Source organism: Spiroplasma endosymbiont of Dactylopius coccus (genome assembly GCF_977110965.1).
This window is the reverse complement of record NZ_OZ373019.1, coordinates 316,463-339,080: the sequence shown is the minus strand read 5'-3', so window position 1 is coordinate 339,080 and position 22,618 is coordinate 316,463. Positions and strand designations below refer to the sequence as shown.

The window sequence follows — 22,618 nt, the reverse complement described above, 5'->3', positions numbered from 1 at the left end:
TTAAAAACTTAAGTTTATCATTCTACTTTATATCATAATCCATTTATCATCATTAAGTCAAGGATTATCCTTATTAATGTAATGATAAAAGAGTTTTCCTTCTAAATGGTCTTGCTCATGTTGAAAAACAATTGCTTCATAACCTCTAACAGTTAAAGTTACTTTTTTCTTTTTTAAATAGTCATAACCTGTAACGTTGATTTTATAACTACGTGGAACTAAACCTTCATGAGGGTGATTAGTTACACTTAAACAACCTTCACCTTTTTTTAAATAAGCTATTTGTTCGCTTTTACCAATGATTTTTGGATTTATTAATGCATGTTCATAGTAAATAATCTTTTCATTTTTATCAGGAATTGGTAATAAAATATAATACATTTTTATATTTTCTCCAATTTGTGGTGCAGCAATACCAATAGCTTCGGTTAAAATGTTGTTAGCATTAAATTCTTTATCTTGTGATGCTTTTACTCAATCAATCATACGTTTCATAATATTTTCATCTTTAGGTGTTAATGGTAAAATAACATCAGCACAAGGTTTTAATAAACTAGGTTTTGTATCTTCAGTAATTCAAGATGCTGATGGTACTTCGTTTTGTAATTTTTTTAACATTGCAGATCCTTTCATCAGTTTGTAATAAATAATAAATTAAACTAATTTGCTTTTATCAAATTTAATGATAAAGTTATTATAAACTAAATTTTGGAGAAAACATGAAAATTATTGCTGGAAAATTAAAAGGAAAAAAAATAATTACTTTAGATGGTTTATCAACACGGCCAACCTTAAATCGAATTAAAGAAAATATTTTTAATATTATGTTAAATTATTGTAGTTTTGAAGATAAAATTGTTGTTGATTTATTTGCTGGAAGTGGTAATTTAATTCTTGAAAGTTTATCACGAGGGGCAAAATTTGCTTTTGCAAATGATATTAATAAAGCTGCTTGTAACATTATTAATCAAAATTGTTTTGCTTGTAATTTACAAGAACAAGTTAAATTAAGTAATTTGGATTATCAAATTTTTAGTAAAATACTAGTACAACAGTGTGATATTGTTTTTATTGATCCACCGTTTGCAAATATTACTTGTCAACAGTGAATTATTGATTTCTTTTATAAAAATAATTTACTTGCTAATAATGCTTTAATTGTTTTAGAAACAAATGTACCACTTGAAAATTTACAATTAAATTTCCATTTTAAAGTAGTATCTAATAAAAAATACGGTAAAATATATATTAAAATAATTCAATTTTATGAAAAGTAGAAAGTAGAATGTAAATGGCACAAAAAAAAGGAAAATTAATTATTCTTTCTGGACCAAGTGGTGTTGGTAAGGGTGCAATTATTGCTAAATTATTTGCTGATAAATCATTAAATTTAGCATATTCAGTTTCGATGACAACAAGAAAACAACGTAATAAAGAACAAGATGGCATTAATTATTTTTTTGTTGATGTATCAACTTTTTTAAATCATGTTAAAGGTAATGATTTTTTAGAATATACAAATTTTATTGGTAATTACTATGGTACTAGTAAGAGTTATGTTTTAAATTTGCAAAATCAAGGTTATAACGTTATTTTGGAAATTGAGGTTGATGGTGCTAGTCAAGTTTTAAAAAATTATGAACATCGCAATGATATTATGAGTATTTTTATTATGCCTCCTTCTTATCAAGAATTAGAACAAAGAATTCGTATGCGTGCTAGTGAGTCAGAAGCAATTATTGAGAAAAGATTAAATAAAGCAAAAGAAGAATTTAAAGTTCAACATGAATATGATTATATTGTTATTAACGATGACTTAGATATTGCTGTTAAAGAAATAACAGATATTATTAAAAATAATATTAATTAGTTTTTGATTTGATAGTTTAGAATTAAATATTAAAAACATTTAACGATGTTAATTTGTATAAAAATATAATGGTATAGAAAACTATATTACAATAATTTTATAAACTTAATATCAAGTTTATTTTAAATCCTATTTCTTTAATTTTAAAGCAATAGATTTTTTATAAACTTTTTAAATGTTAAAAATGTTTTTTATGATTTTTTTGTAATTTTGGTAACCAGAATCAGTCAAAATTTGTATTTTTGGATTAATAAAAAGTAAAAATTATAAGTAGTGCTAAAAGAAAAAAAGTGTTGAAATAAGTTTTTGTATTAAAAATTATTAAAAACTAATAAGTGTTACAATTAAACAAAGGGGGAAATATATTATAGATTTAAGTTGATATGATTGTATTAAGGATTGAAAATTTTATTTTAAATTAGGTTTTGGTTTATTTTTTCTAGCAGTTTTATTATATGGATTATTATCATCTTTAATTAATGGAATTACTGTAACTGATCAACAAAAAAAAGATGCTAGAAACTGAATGTGATTTACTGAAGATAAAGGAGATTTTATTTTAAATTATTTTTCTTTTTTTACAATTCAAACTAATGTTTTTGTTATTATTTGATTAATATCATCTGCTATTTTTTGAGAACAAGAAGGTAGAATTAATAGTAAATGATTTGGCCAATATATGACCTTAGCAGTAACAACTTTTATTACTATTACAGGTATTGTTTTTAATGTTATGTTATTACCAACTTTAGTAAATCAACTACAAACCTTTTATGCATGATTTACTAATATTGTCCAACATATGGTAGTTCCAATTATAATGATTATTTACTTTTTTATTATGCCAAGAGAGCAAGGTAGTGTTTTCACAACTAAAGAATTTTGAAAAAAGCGTATGTGAATGTACTATATTTATCCATTTATTTGAGCAGTTATAATGTTAATTCGTGGTGAATTTCGTTGAAAAGCAGGAAAGGTTTGAGCTTATCAATATTTCTTTTTAAACATTCACAAATCTTTTTATGGTATTCCAGGGGCTATATGATTATTAATAACTGCATTATTAATTATTTTGATTATTTTTAGTATTTCAACTTTATTTAATTTAATTAATTTAAAACAATTAAAACGAAAATATCATATTATTTAAATGATAGAAAAAATAAAAAAACAAATCTTGCTATGATCGTGTTTCGTTTGGTTTATAGTTTTATGAAAAGAGATTACAATTATTATATTTGTTAATTTTAATTATAGAATACTTTATGGATGGGTTACACTTTATTGGACACTAATTACGTAGACAAGTGAACAAATTAGTGAAAAGAAAGGAAGTATAATTATGGCCAATATTAACTCATATTCAGATGAATTTAAAAAACAAATAGTAGCTTTATATCAAAGCGGTAAGTCAGTGTCTTGTCTTGCTAAAGAGTACAATGTTACAAGAGCAGCTACTTATAATTGAATTAAGCAATTTACTAATTCAGGTAGTTTTAAAACTAAAGATAATCGTTCTGTTGAAGAAAATGAATTAATTAAATTAAGAAAAGAATTAAAACAATTAAGAATGGAAAATTATATTTTAAAGCAAGCAGCACTAATAATAGGCAGAAAGTAGAAATTATTGCTAAAAATAAAGTTAAATATAAAATTCGCACAATGTGTCGTTTTTTGAAAATATCTAAATCAACATATTATTTTAACTTAAAGAAAAAAGAAAATAAAATCAAAAATAATATGTATGATGAAGCTATTATTAGTGCTTTTAAAGAAAATAAAGAAGTTTATGGTACTAGAAGATTAAAAAAAATTTTAGAAAACCAAGAAATTTATTTATCACGCAGAAAAATTAAAGAAATTATGAATAAGCATAATTTAATATCAAAATACACTAAATTATCATTCAAAAATCATCATAATAAAGTCAATAATAGTCAAATAACCAATCTTGTTAATAGAAACTTTAATAATAGGGTTAAAAACGAAGTTATTGTTAGTGATTTAACTTACGTTCAAGTTAATAGTAAATGAAACTATATTTGCCTATTAATAGACCTATTTAACCGCGAAATTATTGGACATAGTGTTGGAGTTAAAAAAGATGCATTACTAGTATATCAAGCATTTATGCAATCAAATCGCTGTTTAAAAGATATCCAAATATTTCATAGTGATCGAGGTAATGAATTTAACAATAAAATTATTAATAATCTTTTATTAGCATTCAATATTACTCGATCTTTAAGCAAAAAAGGTTGTCCTTATGATAATGCTGTTGCTGAAGCAACTTTTAAAACTTTCAAAACAGAATTTATTAATGATAAAAATTTTACATCATTAATCCAATTAAAATTAGAATTATTTGATTATATCAATTGATACAACAACATAAGAATCCACAGCACTTTAAACTACTTAACTCCTATCAAATATCAAGAACAAGTGTCTACCAAAAAATAGTCCTAAAAAGTGTTGCCATTCCAATGCACAAGCAAAAGATGAATTTCTTAAAAAAGAATTAGAACCAAAAATAAATGAATATCAAACAAAATTAAAAGAATATGAAAATAAAATTAATAGTTTTGAAGAGCAACAATTATTTTCAAATATTAAAGATACTAAAAAAGTAAATTTAATTAAAAATTTAATGAGTACTGATAATTATAAATCTTTATCTAAACAAGAAGCATTTAATAAAATAAATGAAGATTATAAAGATTTTTTAATTGATAAATTAGAACCTATTAAACAAGAAAATAAACAACAAGATAATTCAATTAATCCTACTGATTTAATTTTAAAATTACATAATAATTCATTAGACCATTTTAAAATTGCTCAAGATTTAAAAAATAAAGCAACGACACAAGGAATGACTAATCAAAAAGAATTAGAAGATTTAGTTGAAATTACTAGAAATGAAGCTTTTCAATCTATTGGTAAATAGAAAGAAGTTTTATTATGGGAGCAATAAAAATACCTGAAGCATTTTTTATTAAAGGTAATAATCCAACAGAAAATGCTATTTTAAGTGTACTTGAAGCACAAGTACGTGGTGAATTAACAAGTGAAAAATCAACCATGTTTATGCGTGGAACTTGTAGTGCTGCTCAAATTGGTGAAATGTCTGGTGTTGGTATTGCAATATTTCGTGCAACTGTTCGTGTACTTTGAGGTTCAACATGAGATGTAAAAAATGGAACTAAAAGACAAATTGGTGATGTTTATACAACTAAATTAGAAATTAATAAATATTTAACAATTGATTTTGAAATTCCAGAATTTGATATTGAAAGATTTATGAAAGCACCAAAAGATATTGCAGTACAAATTGTTTCAAATTGAACAGCTTCATTTATGAGAAATTTAGGTGAAAATTTAGAATTAATATTTTTAAATGGTATTCAAGATTATGCTATTGCTAAATCATTAGTATTACCTTTAGATTTAATTAATATGAATGCAGAACAAGCAAAAGAAGCTTATTATACAATTTGAGCAAGAAATAATAAATTAATTAAATTAGTAAATTATATTACTGTAGGAACTAATAGAGAAGATTTAATGGGAGCAACTGGTATTGATAGTAATTTAGGTTTATCAAAAGCATTTACTGTTTTAAATTATAGTCAAATTTCAGCAGATACATTAGCATATGGTAGAAGATATACAAGTTTAATTGCTGGTATGGAATTTTGAGAAAGTTTTTATTTAGAACAAGAATTTATTCATGATACTGAAAAAGCAATGCATTTAGAAAAAGATTATAGTTTAAAAAATACACATGGTTTTGTAGTTAATAGATATATGTGAGGTATGCCTATTTCATTTACTAAAATAAGACAAAAATTAGATAATGATACAGATAATATTAAAATTATTGGTAAATGTTTATTTGCTTTACCAAGTGCTATTAGACCTAATTTAATGTATTTAATTAGACCAACTATGCCTACACTTGCAGAAATTAAAGAAGCAAGAGCAAAAGATTTTTTAACTAATCCTAAAAATGAAAATGCAACTTATCAATCAACTTTATATGATGATATTAATAAATTAAATTTAGAAGATGTTATTTATTATAGAAATTTAGGAAAAATAACTATGGCTGGTGCAAGTCCTACTAATGGTGAATTAGAAGAAGCAATAATAAATGCTGGTAATGTTGGCTATGAAAAAGGTAAAGCAATATTTAGTGATATTAAATCAACAAGTGTTACTATGACTGGTAATAATACTGAATATTATGGAGTAGTAAATTTAAAATTTTCTAAAAATAATTATGGAATATATTTATAAATATTTTGATGAAAAAGCAAATATTACTATTTATTCACCAAAGCCAGCAGATTTAACTACAAGTAATGATATTAGAGCAATTTTATTAGATGAATATCCTAAATTAAGAAATGATTATTTTATAGTAAGTGATGTACATGATACTTATGCTATATGTGTAGGAGATAATATTCATTGTGAAGGTAAAGTAATTATTAAAATAGAAAAACAACCTAATTTATTAAAAGGAGTAAATGAAAATGCCAATTTCTGAAACTATACAATCAAATAATTATACTTTATTAAAGATAATTCGTTCTTCAATTAGTCCATTAGCAGCAATGATTGGTACAAGTGCTTATTATGGTCAAGTAATTGCAAATCCAGTATTAGGTTCAATTAATAGTTTATTATTTGGTAAAAAATTAGGTTTAGATATTTGAAATTTAAATCAAAGACCAAATACTAAAACTAAATTAATTAATAGTAGTAAAAAAATCTTATTAGGTTTAGGAACAATTGGTTTAGTTAATTATGCTAAATTTACTAATATAAATATTAATCCTAATCCAACTCCTAATCCATTTCCAAGTACAACACCAATTAATCCTTTTCCAGATGATTTATTATTAATGAAAAATAATACTAATAATTTAATGGATTGAGATACATATTTTAGTTTAAATGCTTATGGTATTTCAAATCTTATTAATGGAATTACAGAATTAATTCCTAATAGATTTGAAACTATACGTAAAATAGCAAATATGGCAACTGGTGGTTGTTTAATATCAAGTGGTGTTGCTATGGGTATAAATAATGATTTTAATAATGCTTATGCAGTGCCAACAATAATTGCTGGTGCAAGTGAAATAATTCATAATTTATTACCTATGGAAACTACAAATCATATTGAAGAAATGCAAGAAACACCATTTAATAATGAAACTGCAAATCTTATTAATGATAGTATAAGTCAATATGGTGCTATTAGTGAAATTAGTGAATCAAATTTAAGATGAGATTATAGTCATATGAGTTTATAATGTTACCTTTAATTATTGAATGAATATATTATGCATTAGCAAGTAATGATATTAAATTAGCGTTAATAAATGCTTTAAAAACTTATTATAAAAATCAATCATTAAAAGCAGTATTTGATAGTGAAAATATTAGTGAAAAAGAAATACATCAACCATATAGTGTTTTTAATCCAAATATACTTAAAAAATTAACAAGTATATTAAAACCAAGTGAATTATCTATATTAAAAAATGAAATTAATAAATTTAAAAATCCAATAAATAGTTTTAAAAATTCTATTATACCAACAGAAATTAGAACTGTTAAAAATTATGTAAATAAATTTAATAATTTATTTAAAGAAAATGAAGAAGAAATACCAGAAAATGCATGAGAAGTATTATCAAGTTCATGATTTAAAAAAGGAAGATTTATTGTTGATAATAAAAATTTAAAAATTGGAACTTTAACAACATTATTTCAAAGTGATAATGATAAAAGACAAATATGATATGGTCCTTATACTTATCCAGCATTTCCACAAGAAATATGAATATTAATGACACAAGCAAAAGGAAAAAATGGTACTGGTGCTGGAACTATATTTTGAAAATTTTGAAATAGAAAATGATTACCAAGTCAATTAAGAAAATATGTTAAAAGTGAATTAGCTAAAAAAGGTAAGTATTACGGGTCTCAAGATACAAATGTAATTTATCCAAATAATATTAATGTTCAAAAAACTATGCATTTTATTAATAGATTAGAAAAAGGTTTTTTTAAATTAAAAGAATATAAAACTTTATCTAAAAATGAAATTGGAAGTACACAATGAAGATATGAAAGAAAACAATTATTAAAAAATTCTTTACATACAAAAAAATATATAAAAATTAAACAAAATTCTAATTTTTATAAAACATGAAAGTAGGTGGTAATTATTATTGAATTAGATAAACCAATTAAACCAATTGGTATATGAAATACTATTAATCCATTAAGTAAAGATAATAAAGAATATAAAAGATTAAATAAGATTTGATTTAATAAAAATAGTACTCATATTGATAAAATTAAAATTTTAATATCAAATATTTTAAAAATAACTAGTCATAGTCTTGGTATGTTTATAACATTATTTTTTACAATAACACCTTGATTAATACCTAAAATACCAATAGAAATGGGAATAGGCAATTATACTAATCAATATAATTTTACTTGACCTGACCATTTAATATTAACGTTATTTCCTATGTTTGGTCATATTGGATTAAATATTATAACTAAATTAGGTAATTATGGAAAATTAATTAAATATATATTAATAACAATCCCAATTATTATTACAAGTCCTTATTTAATATATCAATATAAAAATATTAGAAAACATAAAAAAGAATGTCATTTATGTAAACAACATTCAAATAAAATACAATTGGAGGAATAAAAAATGAATATATCATGAAAATTATTAGAAATTATTATAATTGCATTAATAAGTGGTGGCTCAATTAGTGTTATTTCACCATTAATTTTAAGAAAAATTAAAAAAATAAAACATAGTAAATTAGCAAAAGAATTAAAAAAAGAATTAGAAATTAATTATATTATTGAAAATATTAAACAATTAAATTCTCATTTACAATTAGAAACTACTGATACTGCTAAATTACTTGATAGTTTTAATATTTCTGAAGAAGATATTAAAAAATTTGCAATTACTCAAAAAGCAAAACGTCAAGAATTAAGTGAAAAAGATAAGAAAAAAGTAACTAAATTTAAAATTTAAAGGGTTTAAATACCCTTTATTTTACATTAAGGAGTAAATTATTATGGCTATTAAAGACCCATTAATGTTTATTACAATTGAAGAATTTAAAAATTGAAAAGGTTTTAATAAATTAGAATTTGATGATACAACAACACCAGATAATGAAATTTGATTTGCTATTTCAGTTGCAAGTAATAATATTGATTATTTAAGTGGACATTCTATTTCAAAAAAATGACCAGAAACTACATTAACAGAATTTACTGATGAAATACAAACTGCTACTGCATATTATGTTAGATTTTTATTAACAAAAGATAGTAATTATATTCGTGGTCAATCAAGTATTAGTCAAGGTGGTATGACTTATAGTGAAAATAATCCTAATGAACCTTATTATATTGTTCCAGAAGTATTTAATTGTTTAAGAAAAATTAAAGAATATCCAAATATTACTGGTTTTAATTTAGATGTTTTACCTAAAAGATATGATTTTTTTAGTAATTTTTTTAGTAATTTTGCTGAAGATAGTCCTTTAACCAGATATTTAGAATTAATAAATTTAAAAACAAATGATACAAGAGTAAAAATATATCTTAAACATCCTAAACATTTAATTGGAACTGAATTATGAATTGATACTACTGGTATTAAATCATTTGATAATTTAACAACAATTGAATTATTTACTAAATATTTTAGTAATGATACTATGAAATTAGTAGATGGTAAATAAGGTCAAGAAAAGAAAGTTATTAGTGCTACTAGTGGTAATTCATTATGAGAAGTTGATAAAGATAATACTAATTTTATTAAATCCAAAGATGATAAAGGTATTAGTGCTAATGATAAAAGAATAATTGATGTTGGTACACCTACATTTTTAACTGATGCAACCAATAAAGAATATGTTGATAAAAAACAAGATAAATTAATTGCTGGTGAAAATATTAAGATTGATAAAGAAACTAATACTATTAGTGCTACTGGCGGTAGTGGTGAATCATTATGATTAATAGACCCTAATTCGCCTAATATTATTCAACCTAAAGAAAAAAGAATTATTACTTCAAATAATACTAGAATTGTTTATATAGCAGACCCTACACAACCACAAGATGCTGTTAATTTAAGAACATTAAATAAAAATATCCCAGATTTAACTGATTATTATAAAAAAGAAGAAGTAGATAAAGAATTAGAAGATAAAATAGATAAAACACAATTTCAATATGCTTTTGTTCTCAATACTTTTGGTACTGAAATTGCTAATTTAGAAACTAAAGATAAAACTATTGTTGGTGCTATTAATGAGTTAAAAGAAAAAACAAAAGATAAAAAATTTTCAAATGATTATTTTAAATATAATACTGAAACAAATGAAATTTTACTAAATGATGAAGAAAATTCATTACTTTGTAGAGATTTATTAGAAAATAATGAATATAAATTATTAAAAACTCAAAATAAAAAATTATTACAAGCAATTAATGAAATATTAGAAAAACAACCACAACCAAGTCCAAGTGGTTCAAATTGAAAAGAAGTAGGAACAAGAGAAAAAAATAAATGAGATAATTGACAAATTACTTATGATTTTCAAGAGAATAAACATTATAGAGTTTATTATTCTTGAAGTATATATAATCCAGTTTATACTATTCAAGAATTTATTATAACTGATAAAAAAATTGCTGGTGTACAAATACAAATCTTTAATGATAGTGCTAATATAGTAATTTTATCAGTTCAACATGCAAAATTGATTACTATTTATACTGGAAAAGGTAATTTAAAAGGTAATGTATGAAAATTAGAAGAATTGCAGGAATAATATTATGAATAAAGAATTTACTTATTTGCATGAAATTAGTTATTGATTATTAAATAAAAGTGATTTTACTCATAGTGAATATAATTTAAGTGGTAGTAGATATTCAAGTAAAACATATAGTATTGCAGAAGAATTAGCAATATTAATTGCAATTTCAATTAAAGTTAATAAATCAATTGCTATTTATGGATTTAGAAAATTAAATAAAGATATTAATGAATTAACAAAAGAAATATATGAAGCATTTATTTCTTCTGGATTTAATGATTATGTAGACTTTAATTTAAAATATCCAAATAAACAAGCATATTTTAGATTTAAAGGAACTAAATCTTTTATTAGAGTAATGGGTGTATATTCAAATAGTAATGATAGAATACCTTTAAAAGGGCTATCTAGAAGTGAAATAAAAGGTTTTGATTTATCAATAGAATGAGAAGAAGAAGCAAATGAATTTAGTCAAGCAGAATTTCAAGCAATTACATTTGCATTAGGTAATGCTAAAAAACATATTAAAATTAGAAGTTGTAATCCAGATAATATTTATCAATATTTTATTGAATATATGAATAAAATAGTACCTTTTAATTTAGATTTAATGAAAGAAAATAATGAACAAATTAAATCAGTATTTGATAATAATATTTTTAAATTATTTCATTATTCAAATTGAAAATTAAATGAACATAATTTAAAACAAGATAAAATTAATGATTTAGAAGAATTAAAAATACTTGACCCTATTAAAGCACAAAGTTGATATTATGGTGTACCTAGTGTTTTAACTGGTTCTATATTTGCAAGATATATTGATAAACTTAAAACTGAATTAGATTTTAATGTTAATGAAATAGTTGGTGGTTTAGATTTAGGTTTTGCTACAAGTTCACAAGCTCATCCTACTGTTGCTGTTTTATGTTTTATTGGTGAAAATGAAAAAACTAGAAGAATACATCAAGAAAGTGAATTTTATCATAGTAATGCTATTATGAAATTTAAAGATACATATGAATTAGCTAATAATATTATTGATTATTATTTAGATGAAAGTATTAAATTTCAAGCAATGAAATTTGGATTTACTTGTTATGTTGATTATGGTAGTGGTGGATTAGCAGTTATTGATATTTTAAAAAAAGAAGTAGAAAAAAGAAGAATTAATTGATTACATTTTACTCCAGTAGATAAACTACAATGTATTTAAGAGATAGAATTGATTGAGATACTATTTGTATGATTAAAGGTATATTAAGTATTAATTGAAAAAAATGTCCTAATACACATGAAGAATTATCAAAAATGCAATGATTAGCAAAATCTAAATTAGAAAATTCAAATAATGAACCACAAATGCTTGATTTATATGATAATTGTTGAGATGCAAGAATGTATGCTTCAATGCATAAAATGAAATGATTAATTAATAATATTGATAATGAATTATTAATTAATAAAAATAAATTTGGAGAGTGATAAAAATGAATAATCCATTAGAATATCTTTCTTGTAATAAAAGAGAATGATATAGTGATATTCCTATGAGAATTGCTCAAAAATCAACTAAATTATGATTAGGTAAAGGTTTATTATTTGATAGTGAAAAAGATAATATTTTAAAATATTTTACTAATAAAATTATTAGTGATAAATGATTTGAAAAATTATATAAATTTGGAATTCAAGAAAGTTTACTTGGAAAAGTATATATAATGCCTATTATTTATAAAGATAACAGTACAAGTTTAAAAGTATTACCTAATTCATTTGCTGGTAGAGTTGCTAAATATAATGAAGAAGAACAATGTGCAGAATTCTTTTTTATAAATGAACAAGCAGATAGTGCAACTTTAACTTGAGTAATTGCTGAAAATGGAAAAATAAGATTTGAAACTTATAAAAATGATAATAAAAATGAAAAAGAAATTATTTTAGGAACAGCACATACAAAATTAAAACCTAATTTAACTCCAAAATATAGTTATGAAATTAAAAATCCTTGAAATTATTTACCAATATTAGATTAATAACAAATTTACCAATGGTTAATTTTTATGGTAATTCAACAACTTTAAATGCATATCCAGATACTTATCCAGTTTGAAATTTAATCAAGTATATAGGGGCTTTGCCCCTAGTTGCTTCGCAACTCACCCCAGTGGCGTAAACGCCACGGCCAACCAACCAAGGTTCTGGTTGGCTCCGACCAATAATATAGGTTTACTCTATTTTAACATCTTTCTTATTTTTCTTAGAATATTTATTTCTATAATAACAAGTACGGCATACAGTATTTTCAGTTTCTTTCTTTTCAGTTTGTAATATATTATCCAACTTATCTAATCCTACTGCTCTAATATCATCAACAGTAAAATCTAATGCTTGTGATTGTTCATAGTCTTTAACAATACTTAATTCACTCTTTAACGAATGAATATAATTTAAAGCACGACTATTATATCTTTGTAAATAAGACCTAGGAAATCATAAACTAAAAGTCATAGTTTCACCACTATAACTAGGTGGTAATCCACCACGTTTAATTATTCGCTTTGTTTGTCTTTTAGATAATACAACTTTATTATAATCATCAACATTAGTATAAATATTTAGTTTAAACTTAACTAAAAATAACAAAATACGCATTCTTTTAACTTGAACAATATATTCCACTTTTTCACGTGCTTGCTTTGGTATTCTATCGGGGTGTTGCTCAATCATATACATAATTCCATTAAAATTATGACCTATTAACTTACAAAACATTCCTAAACTTTCTTGTGTTTCTTTAAATTCGGGTGATAAATCATTACTATTAATTTTCAAACCTAACTCATCTAAAACAACCATATCACACTCTTTAAAAGCATAATTACTATTTAATTGATTAAATTTAAAAACATCATCATAAGAACAACGATAACTATATTCATTACGAACTTTAATAGGAATAGGACTTACTACTCTACCTTTATGTTTTTGTGCTAAACAACAAGCAAGAGCGGATTTACCAGTACGTGGTGGTGCTGAAATAATATAACTACCTACACGTTGTAATATCTTTATATTTTTTCTAGTTATTAAAAATGGATAAAGTATTATTAATAATATAACTCCTAAAAGTAAATAACCATATCAAGGCATTATTTCAACTCCTAACCAACTAAAAATCCTACTGCTTTTAAAAACACTCATAAAGTTAAAACTTGCTCTAAACCACTAGTAAAATCAACATTTAAAACAGAACTAATAGTATCATCAAAAATACGTCTTAATAATCCGTCAAGTTTAGTAAAAAATTCTCTTAAAGGTTCAACTGGTAAAACTTTACCAACAACTCCATAAAGTACTCATCTAAAAGCATTACGTAAATGACCAAAAACATCATATCAACTTGGTCTTTCATATTCAGGATTAAAAGGACTATTTGGTGGCACTGGAGTTATATTTTCACTTGAAAAAATATTAACTTGACCAAAAAAAACATCTGGTGAAAAAGTTGGTCTAATTGATTGACCATGAATATCAAAAAATACTGTTAAATGTCTTAAATTTGGAACACGAATAGGCATAGTAACAAAATTATATAAATCTTGCTGATAAATATCATTATCAACTTTACCTTTAAAAACATATTTTGTATCACCAACATTATCTAAAAAACTAAAAGTAAAATGAGCAGAGAAAGTTTTAAAATCATGATAAGAAAAATAAAACATAAAACCTTGAATATAAAAACTTAAAGGTTTATCAATTTCAAAATTTAACTGTGTTTGAAAATTTATAATACTTTTACCAGTATTAAGAAAACCTAAATAATTAACATTATCATTTGAAACATAATTATGATTAAACATAATACGTGAAAAGTCATCTAATTGTTTTCTATTAAAAGTATAAACACCAGTTCCCATCCTTACCACTTGTGGTAAAACACCAACTGTATCACTAAAATAACGACATGTATAAATACCCTCACCATTTCCAATAAATTCACCACTTACTAATTTTAAATCTGGTTGGTCAATGTCAAAATAAGCAGAATTTCATGGTATTGTTGCTCAATCATCAAAATTATGATATTTAACATGTTTAACCATTTCTTTTGTAATATCATAATTAACAACATTAGGGTCATTTGAAGCAATTAAACTAGTTGGTGCTTGAACAGAAGTATTTACAACAAAAAATAATTTAGCAAACTTAAATCACATAATTATTTACCAAATAAACATTTTAAAATTCACCATGAACCATAAAACAAAATAAATCCAATAAAAAACTGTGTACCATAAACTACTAAATTTCATAAAATAGTAGTAAATTGGTCAACTGGACTACCTATAAACATAGTTCAATAATCAACTATACATTGATGTATTTTATTGTAAATTTCTAAAACACTCATAATTAACACCTACCCAAACAATGACCTAAAAACAAATTTAATACTACGATAAATAAAATTAAAAAATACACCTAATACCAACCAAAAAGTCAAATTAAACAAAATATAAACTTCATCAGTAATATTTGGTTGATTTAAAAATATTTGAATATCTTTACTAGAAAATATAAAAATAAAATGCAATATACTAAAAACAAAATTAGACATAATAACACCTACTTAATATACTTAGGATTATAATAATGTTGTTCATATCCACTAGTACGAGCAACAGCAGTACCTTTTTGTTTATAAGAATAAGTACCACCTTTATAACGTTGAACTGGTTTTACACCAGATTCTCCATTACGATAAGCATTTGCAATATCTTTACCAGCACCACCACCAATAGCAACAGCAGATTTACCAATAAATTTAACACCATAACCTAAACCTAATGTTGGTAACATTAATTCGGGTAAAATAACCCTAAATGCAAATCTAAGCAAAATCAAAAATATCATTAACGTACCTAAATTAAAACCTAAATCACCAAGTGGAAAACTAAAAAACTTCATAAAAATTGAAGCAAATAATTGCATAACAGTTGTAATAAAAGGTATAAACATAATTTCACATCCTAATGTCTTGTAAATCTAAATAATCCTAAAATTAAATAAAATACAAAACTAACATTTATTAAAGCAAGAATAGGCAAAGGTAAAGTGTATAAACTATCATAAAAGAACGACTTAATAAAAAGTGTCACAGTATGTAATCCAGCAAAAGAACTTAAATACTGCATATAAATAGTTTGCACCAAAGTATTAACAACTGGTAAAAGTCTACCCAATAAAGGTAAAACAAAAACCAAACTAAAAAATAACTTTACCATTTGCTTACTTCCTTTCTAATTACTAATGTGTTCCATGGATAATATGACCAACAAACTGCTTAATAAATACAAGAACCATAAATACAATTGAAATTAACACTGGTCAATTTGTAAGTGTTCCACCATCGCCAGTAGTAAATACTCAACCAAAAATATAAGTAAAAGCATTTAATAATTGTTGGCCAACACCACCAATCATATTTAATAATGCTGATAATCCAGCAGGCATATTAATCACCCCCTTTCTCTAATTCTTTTTGTTGTTTTTCCATTTCTAATTTACGTTTCTTCTTTTCAAAATCTTTACGACAAAAAATACAATCTGGGTCATTTTCTTTTTCCTTTACATGTTTTTTATGTTTGAATTTCTGTATACACTCATGTATTCAATTACGACAAAATCAAAGTATAAGGCAAAACCCACCAATATATAAAGCATATTTAACAATCTCCTTAAAATCCATTTTAAACACCACCTAACGTATAAGCATAAGAATAATCCCAATTTAAACTTGCTCTATCTAAATTAATCTCCGACATACTATCATCATTTAAATTAACATCAACCATACTGTCATTTATACTTTGATAATCATTAACACTAGCATTAATTAATCTTGCTCTTTCATCAGTAAATACTTCTTGTAATTCTGTATTATTATGTGTATTTCTTAACGGTAACAATAAAATATTTATAATCTCACTTGCACCGGCAATAATCGTAGGAATAGCAAAATAATTATTAAAATTATTATTAATACCCATAGCAACACCACTACTAATCAAACAACCACCAGTACCCGTATTCGCTATTTTACGTATAATTTCAAATCTATTAGGTATTAATTCAGTTAAACCACTAATAACATTTGCTATACCAAAACTATTTAAAGATATATAAGTATCTCAGTCTACAAAAGGTTTATTAACTATTGGACTAGGTGTTGGTATTGGAATAGGAATTGGTGGTGGTGTAGGACAAGGTGGTCAAAAACATGGTTCATCTCTTAATAAAAAAACCGACTTATCTACATAATTAACAAACTTAGCATAATTAACTAAACCAATTGTTCCTAATCCTAAAAATATCTTTTTATAACTATTAATAACTTTATTTTTAGTAGTTGGTCTTTGATTAATATTTCATATATCAATTGCCAACTTCTTACTAAATAACAAAGAATTAATAGAACCTAAAATTGGGTCTTTTAAATATTGACCATAATAAGCACTAACTCCTACCATAGCACTTAATGGACTTAATCCAGTTCTTAAAATTTTACTTAAAGTATAATTACTAGTTTGTTCTAACTCATTAGGCATGTTTACTGTCTCCTCTATTTTTCACTTAATCTTTTTAAAATCTCTTGCAAATGCTTATCTTCCTTAGCATCTCTAAACGCTTTATCAATTAACATATAGTCATATTTAAACTGTTTCCTTTTTTCCATAAATAAAACTCCTTACTTTTATTAATAATAAGGAGCATATTTATACTAATTAGAGTAAGGGGCAAAAATACACTAAAAAGTATATATATGCCCCTTATTTAGTTTTTATTTTTTTCTTTTATTTTCTTTTCTTATTCGTTCCATTTCATTAGCAACTCTGTAACACATTTCACAACCATATACTCTTTCATAAGTTCAATCACTACACTTATGTCTCATAATTTAACTTACTTTCTTGTTGTCTCATTGCTTTATTTAAAGCAATATCTAATATACAATTTGGACAATAATATTTTCTAGTATATAAGTTTTGCAAAACTCTTTTAGGACAAATAACTTGGTCACAAAGTTTACATATATAAATTGCTAAATGAAATGCTTGTTCACATGAACAATTATCATTTTTAACCATAATTTAAAATTAACTCCTAACATAAAATAATTATTTAAAATTACCCTTTTAATAAATAACTATTTTCAATTAGAAAGTTTTTTAATATTACCGCTTAAATCAAGTTCAAGTGAATAAAAATTACCAACTTTTAAATCAACAGTAGATAAACAATTATTAAAATCACTAGCAAATTCTGGATTATATCATTTATCACGTGTTTGACCAGTTGGTACACTAGTTTGTTTATTTATTTCTACAAACTTCAAAACATCAAACTTTAATGTTTGACCTTTATTATTTTTATCGGGAATAACACGACCCTTTTCAATATTAACTAACTGTACTTTAAACATAAAAAAATACTTAACCTCCGAAATCAATTAAATTAAAAATTTAATAAGTTAAGCATAGTAGGGTAAACCTATACTTACAAAATCATTATAACATAAAAAATAAAAATACAATAAAAAAAACGAACATCAGTAATGATTTCGGTAATTACTAATGTTCATTAACCATTATATATATATATATATATATATACAAGTAAAAATATAGAAAAAATTAAGTTTTTCTTCTAATGTAAAACTCTATTTTTAAAATCTATTTTCTCAACTTTATTACCAAAAACTTTCTCTGCCCAAGTTAAAACATCTTTATCTCTTTGAATTAAATAACCTATTTCACTAGTCCGTAAATAATGCTTATACGATAAAGCACTTAAATATACATATTTTTCATAATCTTCATAATCTTTAAAATAATCATTTACAACAGTACTTTCAATAATACCACCAATCATAACAGTATTACCTTGATTATCTCTTTGAGTTTTAAAATAAAATACATTTGTTGCATTAAAACTTGCTTTAATTATATCTTGAATTGTCATTTTTTTAATTCCACGAACTACAATAGGATTTTTACAATTACGACTAAAAGAATATGCTTTAATACCTATATCTGTTTGATTTATAGATTTAACATCATCTAATGATTTTGTAACATACTTACCTAAATATTTAATAACAAACTCATTTGTACCTTTACGAACAACTCTTAAATCAATACCCTTAGCATTTCCAGCATGTGGTCATCAATCACATATCATATTATAAGGTATTTTTCTATTAAAAATTATATGAAAATGAACTGCTCCACGGTCTTGATATTCATAAACATACATATATTTTAATTCACCCATATATTCAGCACGCTTAGGGTCATTTCATCACTTTTTTAATTTAAGAAAAAATAAACGAATATCTTTTTTTGACTGCTTAACATCTTGCATATTTTCTTTATAAGTTAAAGTAACAAAACTCAAAATATTACTATTATAAAAATTATGTAATGCTTTTTGAATTAAATTATTTTTAGTACGAACAGTATTATTTCTTAATTTTTGCTTATTACCAACATAACATTTTCCTTTTTTATTTCCAATATTATTCAAAAATGAAATAGGTAAAACAACATTTTTAACATAACAAGCATAAAAAATCTTTTTAACATAAAAATCTTGCTGAATATCCATATATAAAACTCCGAAATCTAGTTTTAAAAACTAATTTTATACATTTTAATAACAAACAAATCTTAACATAAAAAATTATAAAAACAAATATAAAACAAAAACGATACTTAACTGAATATTATCATAAATCATATACTCAAAGAAATGTTGATAGAGAATTAAATGTTACAACTTTATTTGGTGCATTTGATAATAAAACTGTTAAAGATATGATTGAACATGGAAAAATTATTGATAATCCTAAAAAAAATATTGTAGTTAATGTTGGTACTGCTGGCTATAATAAATCTGGTGCTGGTGGTATGGAAGTTATACAAGGTGATTTTAAAGCTAGTAATTATATTTTAGATAAAGATGATTTAGGAAAAGATATATGAAATGGTGCAGGTTATGATTATAGTGAATTTAGTGGTGTAAATTATGAAAATAAAACTAAATCATTATTTAATAATAAAAATGATATGGAAACTACTGAAACTAAAATAAGTCATTATTCATATTATTTTTATAGATTTTTTGATATGTTATTAATTTATGAAAAATTATGAAATGGTAAAGGTGATAGACCTTATAGTTTTAAATTTTTACCTATTGCTATGACTGACCAATTATTAAAACAAGAAATGATTAGTCAAAGATTAGCAGATAGAACATTATCATATACACAAGCTATTGCTGAATTAGATGAAGTAACAAAACAACAAGCAAAAAAACATTATAAAGAAATAATGGAAGAAGATAAAGAAGAAATTAAATTATTAGGAGAAAAAGAAAATGATACATCAACAAATTCAATTAATGAAACATCTACATCTTCAATTAAAAAGACAACAATTGCTAATTAAAAGATGTAGTTATTGAAAAATATTTCCATTTGTTATTAATAATGGTGCAATTCCTTTAACTGAAACTGGTTATAAACCAATTAATAGTAAAATAAGTGATTTTGGTCAATATGAATTAATATTAACTGGTACTACTCCAGTTGTATGTATTTGGAAAAATAGTACAAAAATATATCAAAAAAATAAAGGTAAAATTAATGAAGAAACACATAAAGTTAATAGTCAAGATGAATTTTATACAAAACAATATAAAATTGGTGATTATTGAAATGCTTATTTAATTGATGATACAAGTGGTGTTGATTTTAGTAATTTACCAAATAATCAAATATTTAAAACAGTACAAACTAAAAGACAATATACTTTAGTAATGTTTGAAGAACATATTACAATTGATGATTATTTACAATTTTTTGTTGTATTTAATGATGAAAATGAAAATATTGGTGGTAATAGTGGTAAAAATCAAGATAGACAATTATTATATATTTCAAATGTAACAAATTATTATAGTCCTTATAATGGTGCATTTAGTATGCAAGTATTAACTTTTAGTAGTTTAAATGATAGAGTAGTTTCTAGTGGTCAAAATACACTTGATTTTGTACAATATGCAAGTCCTGGTAGTGGTTATGCTTCCTACTATTCAACAAGGAAAAGTAACATTAAATCGTACTTTAATGCGTGATATAGGAGTAAGATATAGTCATAGACAAAGTTATGGATTAGAATTATTATCAAGTTGTTATTATTATGGAAGACCAATAATTCAAGGTCAAGAACCTATTCAACAAAATAATGAAGAAATATTTGAAAGTAAAGTATTTGCTTCAAGAAGATTATTTATTGCTGGTAATAATGAAAAATCTACAACTAATATTAAAACTAATGGTGGTTTACTTGCTGGAATAAATGATAAAATAACAACAAGTAGTCATCCAGAAACTACATTTTATAATATTATGGATGCAAAACCTACTGGATTTACTAATTTTAAAAATTTTACAGAATGATTAAAAACTTCATTAAATTTTCAAGATAATTTATTTGTAACAAAAGATTTTAAAGGTATGCTTTCTTTTGATAAAGATAAAGCAAGATTAAGTAATGGTACATCAGTAGGAGAAGCAAAATTCTTTTGAGATAGTGAATGAAATATAAATAATTTAACGGGTAATTATAATGTAGATATGAGTAGTAATTTTAAATATAAAGACCCAGAATCTGGATTAATTATAGGAAGTCCAACTGTTGATTATTCAAAAATAAGTCAAAAATATATGTCAGCAATATTAAATTTTAATAGTGTAGTATTTTCTCCATTAGTTCAAATGCCTTATGATAGTCAACAATGATTACCATTTGCTTTAAGTGATATACCTTTAATTGGTAAATTATTAAATGCTTTAACATTAGGTATATGAAGTAGTTGAGTTATTACTCAAAATGCTCAACAATATAAAAAAATGTTATATTTTAATGGTTTTATGTCAGCATTTTTTACAAGTAATTTAGAAAGTATTATTGGTAATGGTGGTTTAATTCCTTTAAATGCATTTACAAATGATAATGATTTTACTATTGGTAAATTATTAGGAGCAAATGTTTCAACAACTGCTATGACAATGAAATTAAGTGATAGAGTAAGTGTTTATCCATGAGACCCTACTACTGGTAAGAAATTAACTGTAAAAGAACAAATATCAACTGTTGATTTATCACAAAAGAAAAATAATAAAGTTTATATTTTAGCAGAAGATACTGAGTTTTTAGATATAGCTTCACCATTTACAAATGAAGATAAAGATTGTCAATGAAATCCAACAGCAAATGGAGTTATTGACGGTTCAAATTATGCTTATATTATTGATACAATTGTAACTCAATCATTACATCAAGGTGAAGAAAGACATACATTTTATAGTGATAATCCTTTTACTTATCAAGGTGATTATAACGAAATAGCAGTTGCTCAATTTCGTTATAATAATATGGGTTATTTAACTGGTAATGCTTTTAATTGAACTACTTTATATAAATTAAATCATGATGAATATGAAGAAAGTGAAGAAACTACATTTAGTTATCCAGCAAAAAATATTACCACCAAGTCCTCAAAATATAGCAAAATCAATAATTATTATTCCGGATTTAAAAGTAGAATTAAATTATATTGATATACCATTAGTAATTAACAATACTGGTAATCCACATAATAATACACAAGAATGATTTAATAAAAATATTCCAGTTTCTAAAAATATAGATATTAGTTTAAAAGATTATTTAGACCCTACATTATTAATTAAAACTTTTAATGATTTAAA

Annotated in this window: 30 protein-coding genes; 18 read left to right on the top strand and 12 right to left on the bottom strand. The window is 23.7% G+C overall.

The features are described 5' to 3' along the window. Positions 1 to 27: 27 nt before the first annotated feature. A complete protein-coding gene (gene def, locus ACXUB0_RS02165) occupies positions 28 to 618 on the bottom strand; it encodes a peptide deformylase (RefSeq protein WP_458257617.1) in 591 nt (196 codons plus the stop codon). Between the two features lie 101 nt (positions 619 to 719). On the opposite strand from def, the gene ACXUB0_RS02160 reads away from it, so the two are divergent. From ACXUB0_RS02160 to ACXUB0_RS02090, 15 genes are all read left to right on the top strand, one after another. Next, entirely contained in the window at positions 720 to 1,277 is a 558-nt protein-coding gene (locus ACXUB0_RS02160; protein WP_458257616.1) for an RsmD family RNA methyltransferase, read from the top strand. Positions 1,278 to 1,291: 14 nt separating this feature from the next. Continuing rightward, positions 1,292 to 1,870 (top strand): guanylate kinase, encoded by a 579-nt coding sequence (gmk, locus tag ACXUB0_RS02155; protein WP_458257615.1) that lies wholly within the window; start codon positions 1,292 to 1,294, stop codon positions 1,868 to 1,870. 526 nt (positions 1,871 to 2,396) lie between these two features. Continuing rightward, a complete protein-coding gene (locus ACXUB0_RS02150) occupies positions 2,397 to 3,020 on the top strand; it encodes a Pr6Pr family membrane protein (RefSeq protein WP_458257614.1) in 624 nt (207 codons plus the stop codon). A 192-nt stretch (positions 3,021 to 3,212) separates the two neighbouring features. Beyond that, positions 3,213 to 4,333, top strand: a protein-coding gene (locus ACXUB0_RS02145; RefSeq protein ID WP_458257613.1) for an IS3 family transposase whose coding sequence is annotated in 2 segments (ribosomal slippage) — positions 3,213 to 3,489 and positions 3,489 to 4,333 — 1,122 coding nt in all. Because the reading frame shifts where the segments join, the coding sequence is not laid out codon by codon here. A gap of 187 nt (positions 4,334 to 4,520) precedes the next feature. Further along, entirely contained in the window at positions 4,521 to 4,820 is a 300-nt protein-coding gene (locus ACXUB0_RS02140; protein ID WP_458257612.1) for a hypothetical protein, read from the top strand. 14 nt (positions 4,821 to 4,834) lie between these two features. Beyond that, a complete protein-coding gene (locus ACXUB0_RS02135) occupies positions 4,835 to 6,172 on the top strand; it encodes a hypothetical protein (RefSeq protein WP_458257611.1) in 1,338 nt (445 codons plus the stop codon). Then, positions 6,156 to 6,443, top strand: a complete 288-nt coding sequence (locus ACXUB0_RS02130) for a hypothetical protein (RefSeq protein ID WP_458257610.1) — start codon at positions 6,156 to 6,158, stop codon at positions 6,441 to 6,443. Before ACXUB0_RS02135 ends, ACXUB0_RS02130 begins: the two co-directional genes overlap by 17 nt. Further along, complete coding sequence (locus tag ACXUB0_RS02125; RefSeq protein ID WP_458257609.1) at positions 6,412 to 7,197, top strand: hypothetical protein; 786 nt, start codon at positions 6,412 to 6,414, stop codon at positions 7,195 to 7,197. The genes ACXUB0_RS02130 and ACXUB0_RS02125 overlap by 32 nt, the downstream gene beginning before the upstream one ends. Continuing rightward, positions 7,197 to 8,108, top strand: a complete 912-nt coding sequence (locus ACXUB0_RS02120) for a hypothetical protein (RefSeq protein ID WP_458257608.1) — start codon at positions 7,197 to 7,199, stop codon at positions 8,106 to 8,108. Before ACXUB0_RS02125 ends, ACXUB0_RS02120 begins: the two co-directional genes overlap by 1 nt. Beyond that, entirely contained in the window at positions 8,109 to 8,627 is a 519-nt protein-coding gene (locus ACXUB0_RS02115; RefSeq protein ID WP_458257607.1) for a hypothetical protein, read from the top strand. It begins immediately after the preceding gene. Between the two features lie 3 nt (positions 8,628 to 8,630). Beyond that, the gene (locus tag ACXUB0_RS02110; RefSeq protein ID WP_458257606.1) at positions 8,631 to 8,969 is read left to right on the top strand and encodes a hypothetical protein; all 339 of its coding nucleotides are present in this window, start codon (positions 8,631 to 8,633) and stop codon (positions 8,967 to 8,969) included. 43 nt (positions 8,970 to 9,012) lie between these two features. After that, positions 9,013 to 9,687, top strand: a complete 675-nt coding sequence (locus ACXUB0_RS02105; protein WP_458257605.1) for a hypothetical protein — start codon at positions 9,013 to 9,015, stop codon at positions 9,685 to 9,687. A gap of 1,102 nt (positions 9,688 to 10,789) precedes the next feature. Then, positions 10,790 to 11,989: a hypothetical protein gene (locus ACXUB0_RS02100; RefSeq protein ID WP_458257604.1), complete on the top strand. Its 1,200-nt coding sequence runs from the start codon at positions 10,790 to 10,792 to the stop codon at positions 11,987 to 11,989. Then, complete coding sequence (locus ACXUB0_RS02095; RefSeq protein WP_458257603.1) at positions 11,980 to 12,261, top strand: hypothetical protein; 282 nt, start codon at positions 11,980 to 11,982, stop codon at positions 12,259 to 12,261. The genes ACXUB0_RS02100 and ACXUB0_RS02095 overlap by 10 nt, the downstream gene beginning before the upstream one ends. Positions 12,262 to 12,263: 2 nt before the next feature. Next, positions 12,264 to 12,809: a hypothetical protein gene (locus ACXUB0_RS02090; RefSeq protein ID WP_458257602.1), complete on the top strand. Its 546-nt coding sequence runs from the start codon at positions 12,264 to 12,266 to the stop codon at positions 12,807 to 12,809. A gap of 193 nt (positions 12,810 to 13,002) precedes the next feature. Here the strand turns inward: ACXUB0_RS02090 and ACXUB0_RS02085 are convergent, their stop codons facing one another. The 11 genes from ACXUB0_RS02085 to ACXUB0_RS02035 all read right to left on the bottom strand — a co-directional run bounded on the left by ACXUB0_RS02085 (position 13,003) and on the right by ACXUB0_RS02035 (position 19,446). Next, on the bottom strand, positions 13,003 to 13,926 hold the full coding sequence (locus ACXUB0_RS02085; RefSeq protein WP_458257601.1) for a hypothetical protein: 924 nt from the start codon (positions 13,924 to 13,926) through the stop codon (positions 13,003 to 13,005). Positions 13,927 to 13,937: 11 nt separating this feature from the next. Continuing rightward, positions 13,938 to 14,996 carry a hypothetical protein gene (locus ACXUB0_RS02080; RefSeq protein ID WP_458257600.1) on the bottom strand — a complete coding sequence of 353 codons (1,059 nt, stop codon included), beginning with the start codon at positions 14,994 to 14,996 and terminating at the stop codon, positions 13,938 to 13,940. 2 nt (positions 14,997 to 14,998) lie between these two features. Next, on the bottom strand, positions 14,999 to 15,190 hold the full coding sequence (locus ACXUB0_RS02075; protein WP_458257599.1) for a hypothetical protein: 192 nt from the start codon (positions 15,188 to 15,190) through the stop codon (positions 14,999 to 15,001). Between the two features lie 215 nt (positions 15,191 to 15,405). Next, positions 15,406 to 15,798, bottom strand: a complete 393-nt coding sequence (locus ACXUB0_RS02070) for a hypothetical protein (protein WP_458257598.1) — start codon at positions 15,796 to 15,798, stop codon at positions 15,406 to 15,408. Positions 15,799 to 15,809: 11 nt separating this feature from the next. Next, on the bottom strand, positions 15,810 to 16,064 hold the full coding sequence (locus ACXUB0_RS02065) for a hypothetical protein (protein WP_174480864.1): 255 nt from the start codon (positions 16,062 to 16,064) through the stop codon (positions 15,810 to 15,812). A 22-nt stretch (positions 16,065 to 16,086) separates the two neighbouring features. After that, positions 16,087 to 16,293 (bottom strand): hypothetical protein, encoded by a 207-nt coding sequence (locus ACXUB0_RS02060; protein WP_174480363.1) that lies wholly within the window; start codon positions 16,291 to 16,293, stop codon positions 16,087 to 16,089. 1 nt (position 16,294) lies between these two features. Continuing rightward, complete coding sequence (locus tag ACXUB0_RS02055) at positions 16,295 to 16,528, bottom strand: hypothetical protein (RefSeq protein WP_458257597.1); 234 nt, start codon at positions 16,526 to 16,528, stop codon at positions 16,295 to 16,297. 1 nt (position 16,529) lies between these two features. Beyond that, entirely contained in the window at positions 16,530 to 17,387 is an 858-nt protein-coding gene (locus ACXUB0_RS02050) for a hypothetical protein (protein ID WP_458257596.1), read from the bottom strand. A 336-nt stretch (positions 17,388 to 17,723) separates the two neighbouring features. Then, positions 17,724 to 17,927, bottom strand: a complete 204-nt coding sequence (locus ACXUB0_RS02045; RefSeq protein WP_458257595.1) for a hypothetical protein — start codon at positions 17,925 to 17,927, stop codon at positions 17,724 to 17,726. A gap of 59 nt (positions 17,928 to 17,986) precedes the next feature. Then, entirely contained in the window at positions 17,987 to 18,262 is a 276-nt protein-coding gene (locus ACXUB0_RS02040) for a hypothetical protein (RefSeq protein ID WP_281748721.1), read from the bottom strand. 224 nt (positions 18,263 to 18,486) lie between these two features. Further along, a complete protein-coding gene (locus ACXUB0_RS02035) occupies positions 18,487 to 19,446 on the bottom strand; it encodes a rolling circle replication-associated protein (RefSeq protein WP_458257594.1) in 960 nt (319 codons plus the stop codon). 209 nt (positions 19,447 to 19,655) lie between these two features. Here ACXUB0_RS02035 and ACXUB0_RS02030 point away from each other — a divergent pair, with 209 nt between their 5' ends. The 3 genes from ACXUB0_RS02030 to ACXUB0_RS02020 are packed head-to-tail and all read left to right on the top strand — an operon-like array spanning position 19,656 to position 22,486. Next, positions 19,656 to 20,291 (top strand): hypothetical protein, encoded by a 636-nt coding sequence (locus tag ACXUB0_RS02030; protein ID WP_458257593.1) that lies wholly within the window; start codon positions 19,656 to 19,658, stop codon positions 20,289 to 20,291. Then, entirely contained in the window at positions 20,221 to 20,997 is a 777-nt protein-coding gene (locus ACXUB0_RS02025) for a hypothetical protein (protein ID WP_458257592.1), read from the top strand. The genes ACXUB0_RS02030 and ACXUB0_RS02025 overlap by 71 nt, the downstream gene beginning before the upstream one ends. Continuing rightward, entirely contained in the window at positions 20,972 to 22,486 is a 1,515-nt protein-coding gene (locus tag ACXUB0_RS02020; RefSeq protein ID WP_458257591.1) for a hypothetical protein, read from the top strand. Before ACXUB0_RS02025 ends, ACXUB0_RS02020 begins: the two co-directional genes overlap by 26 nt. Positions 22,487 to 22,618: the final 132 nt, after the last annotated feature.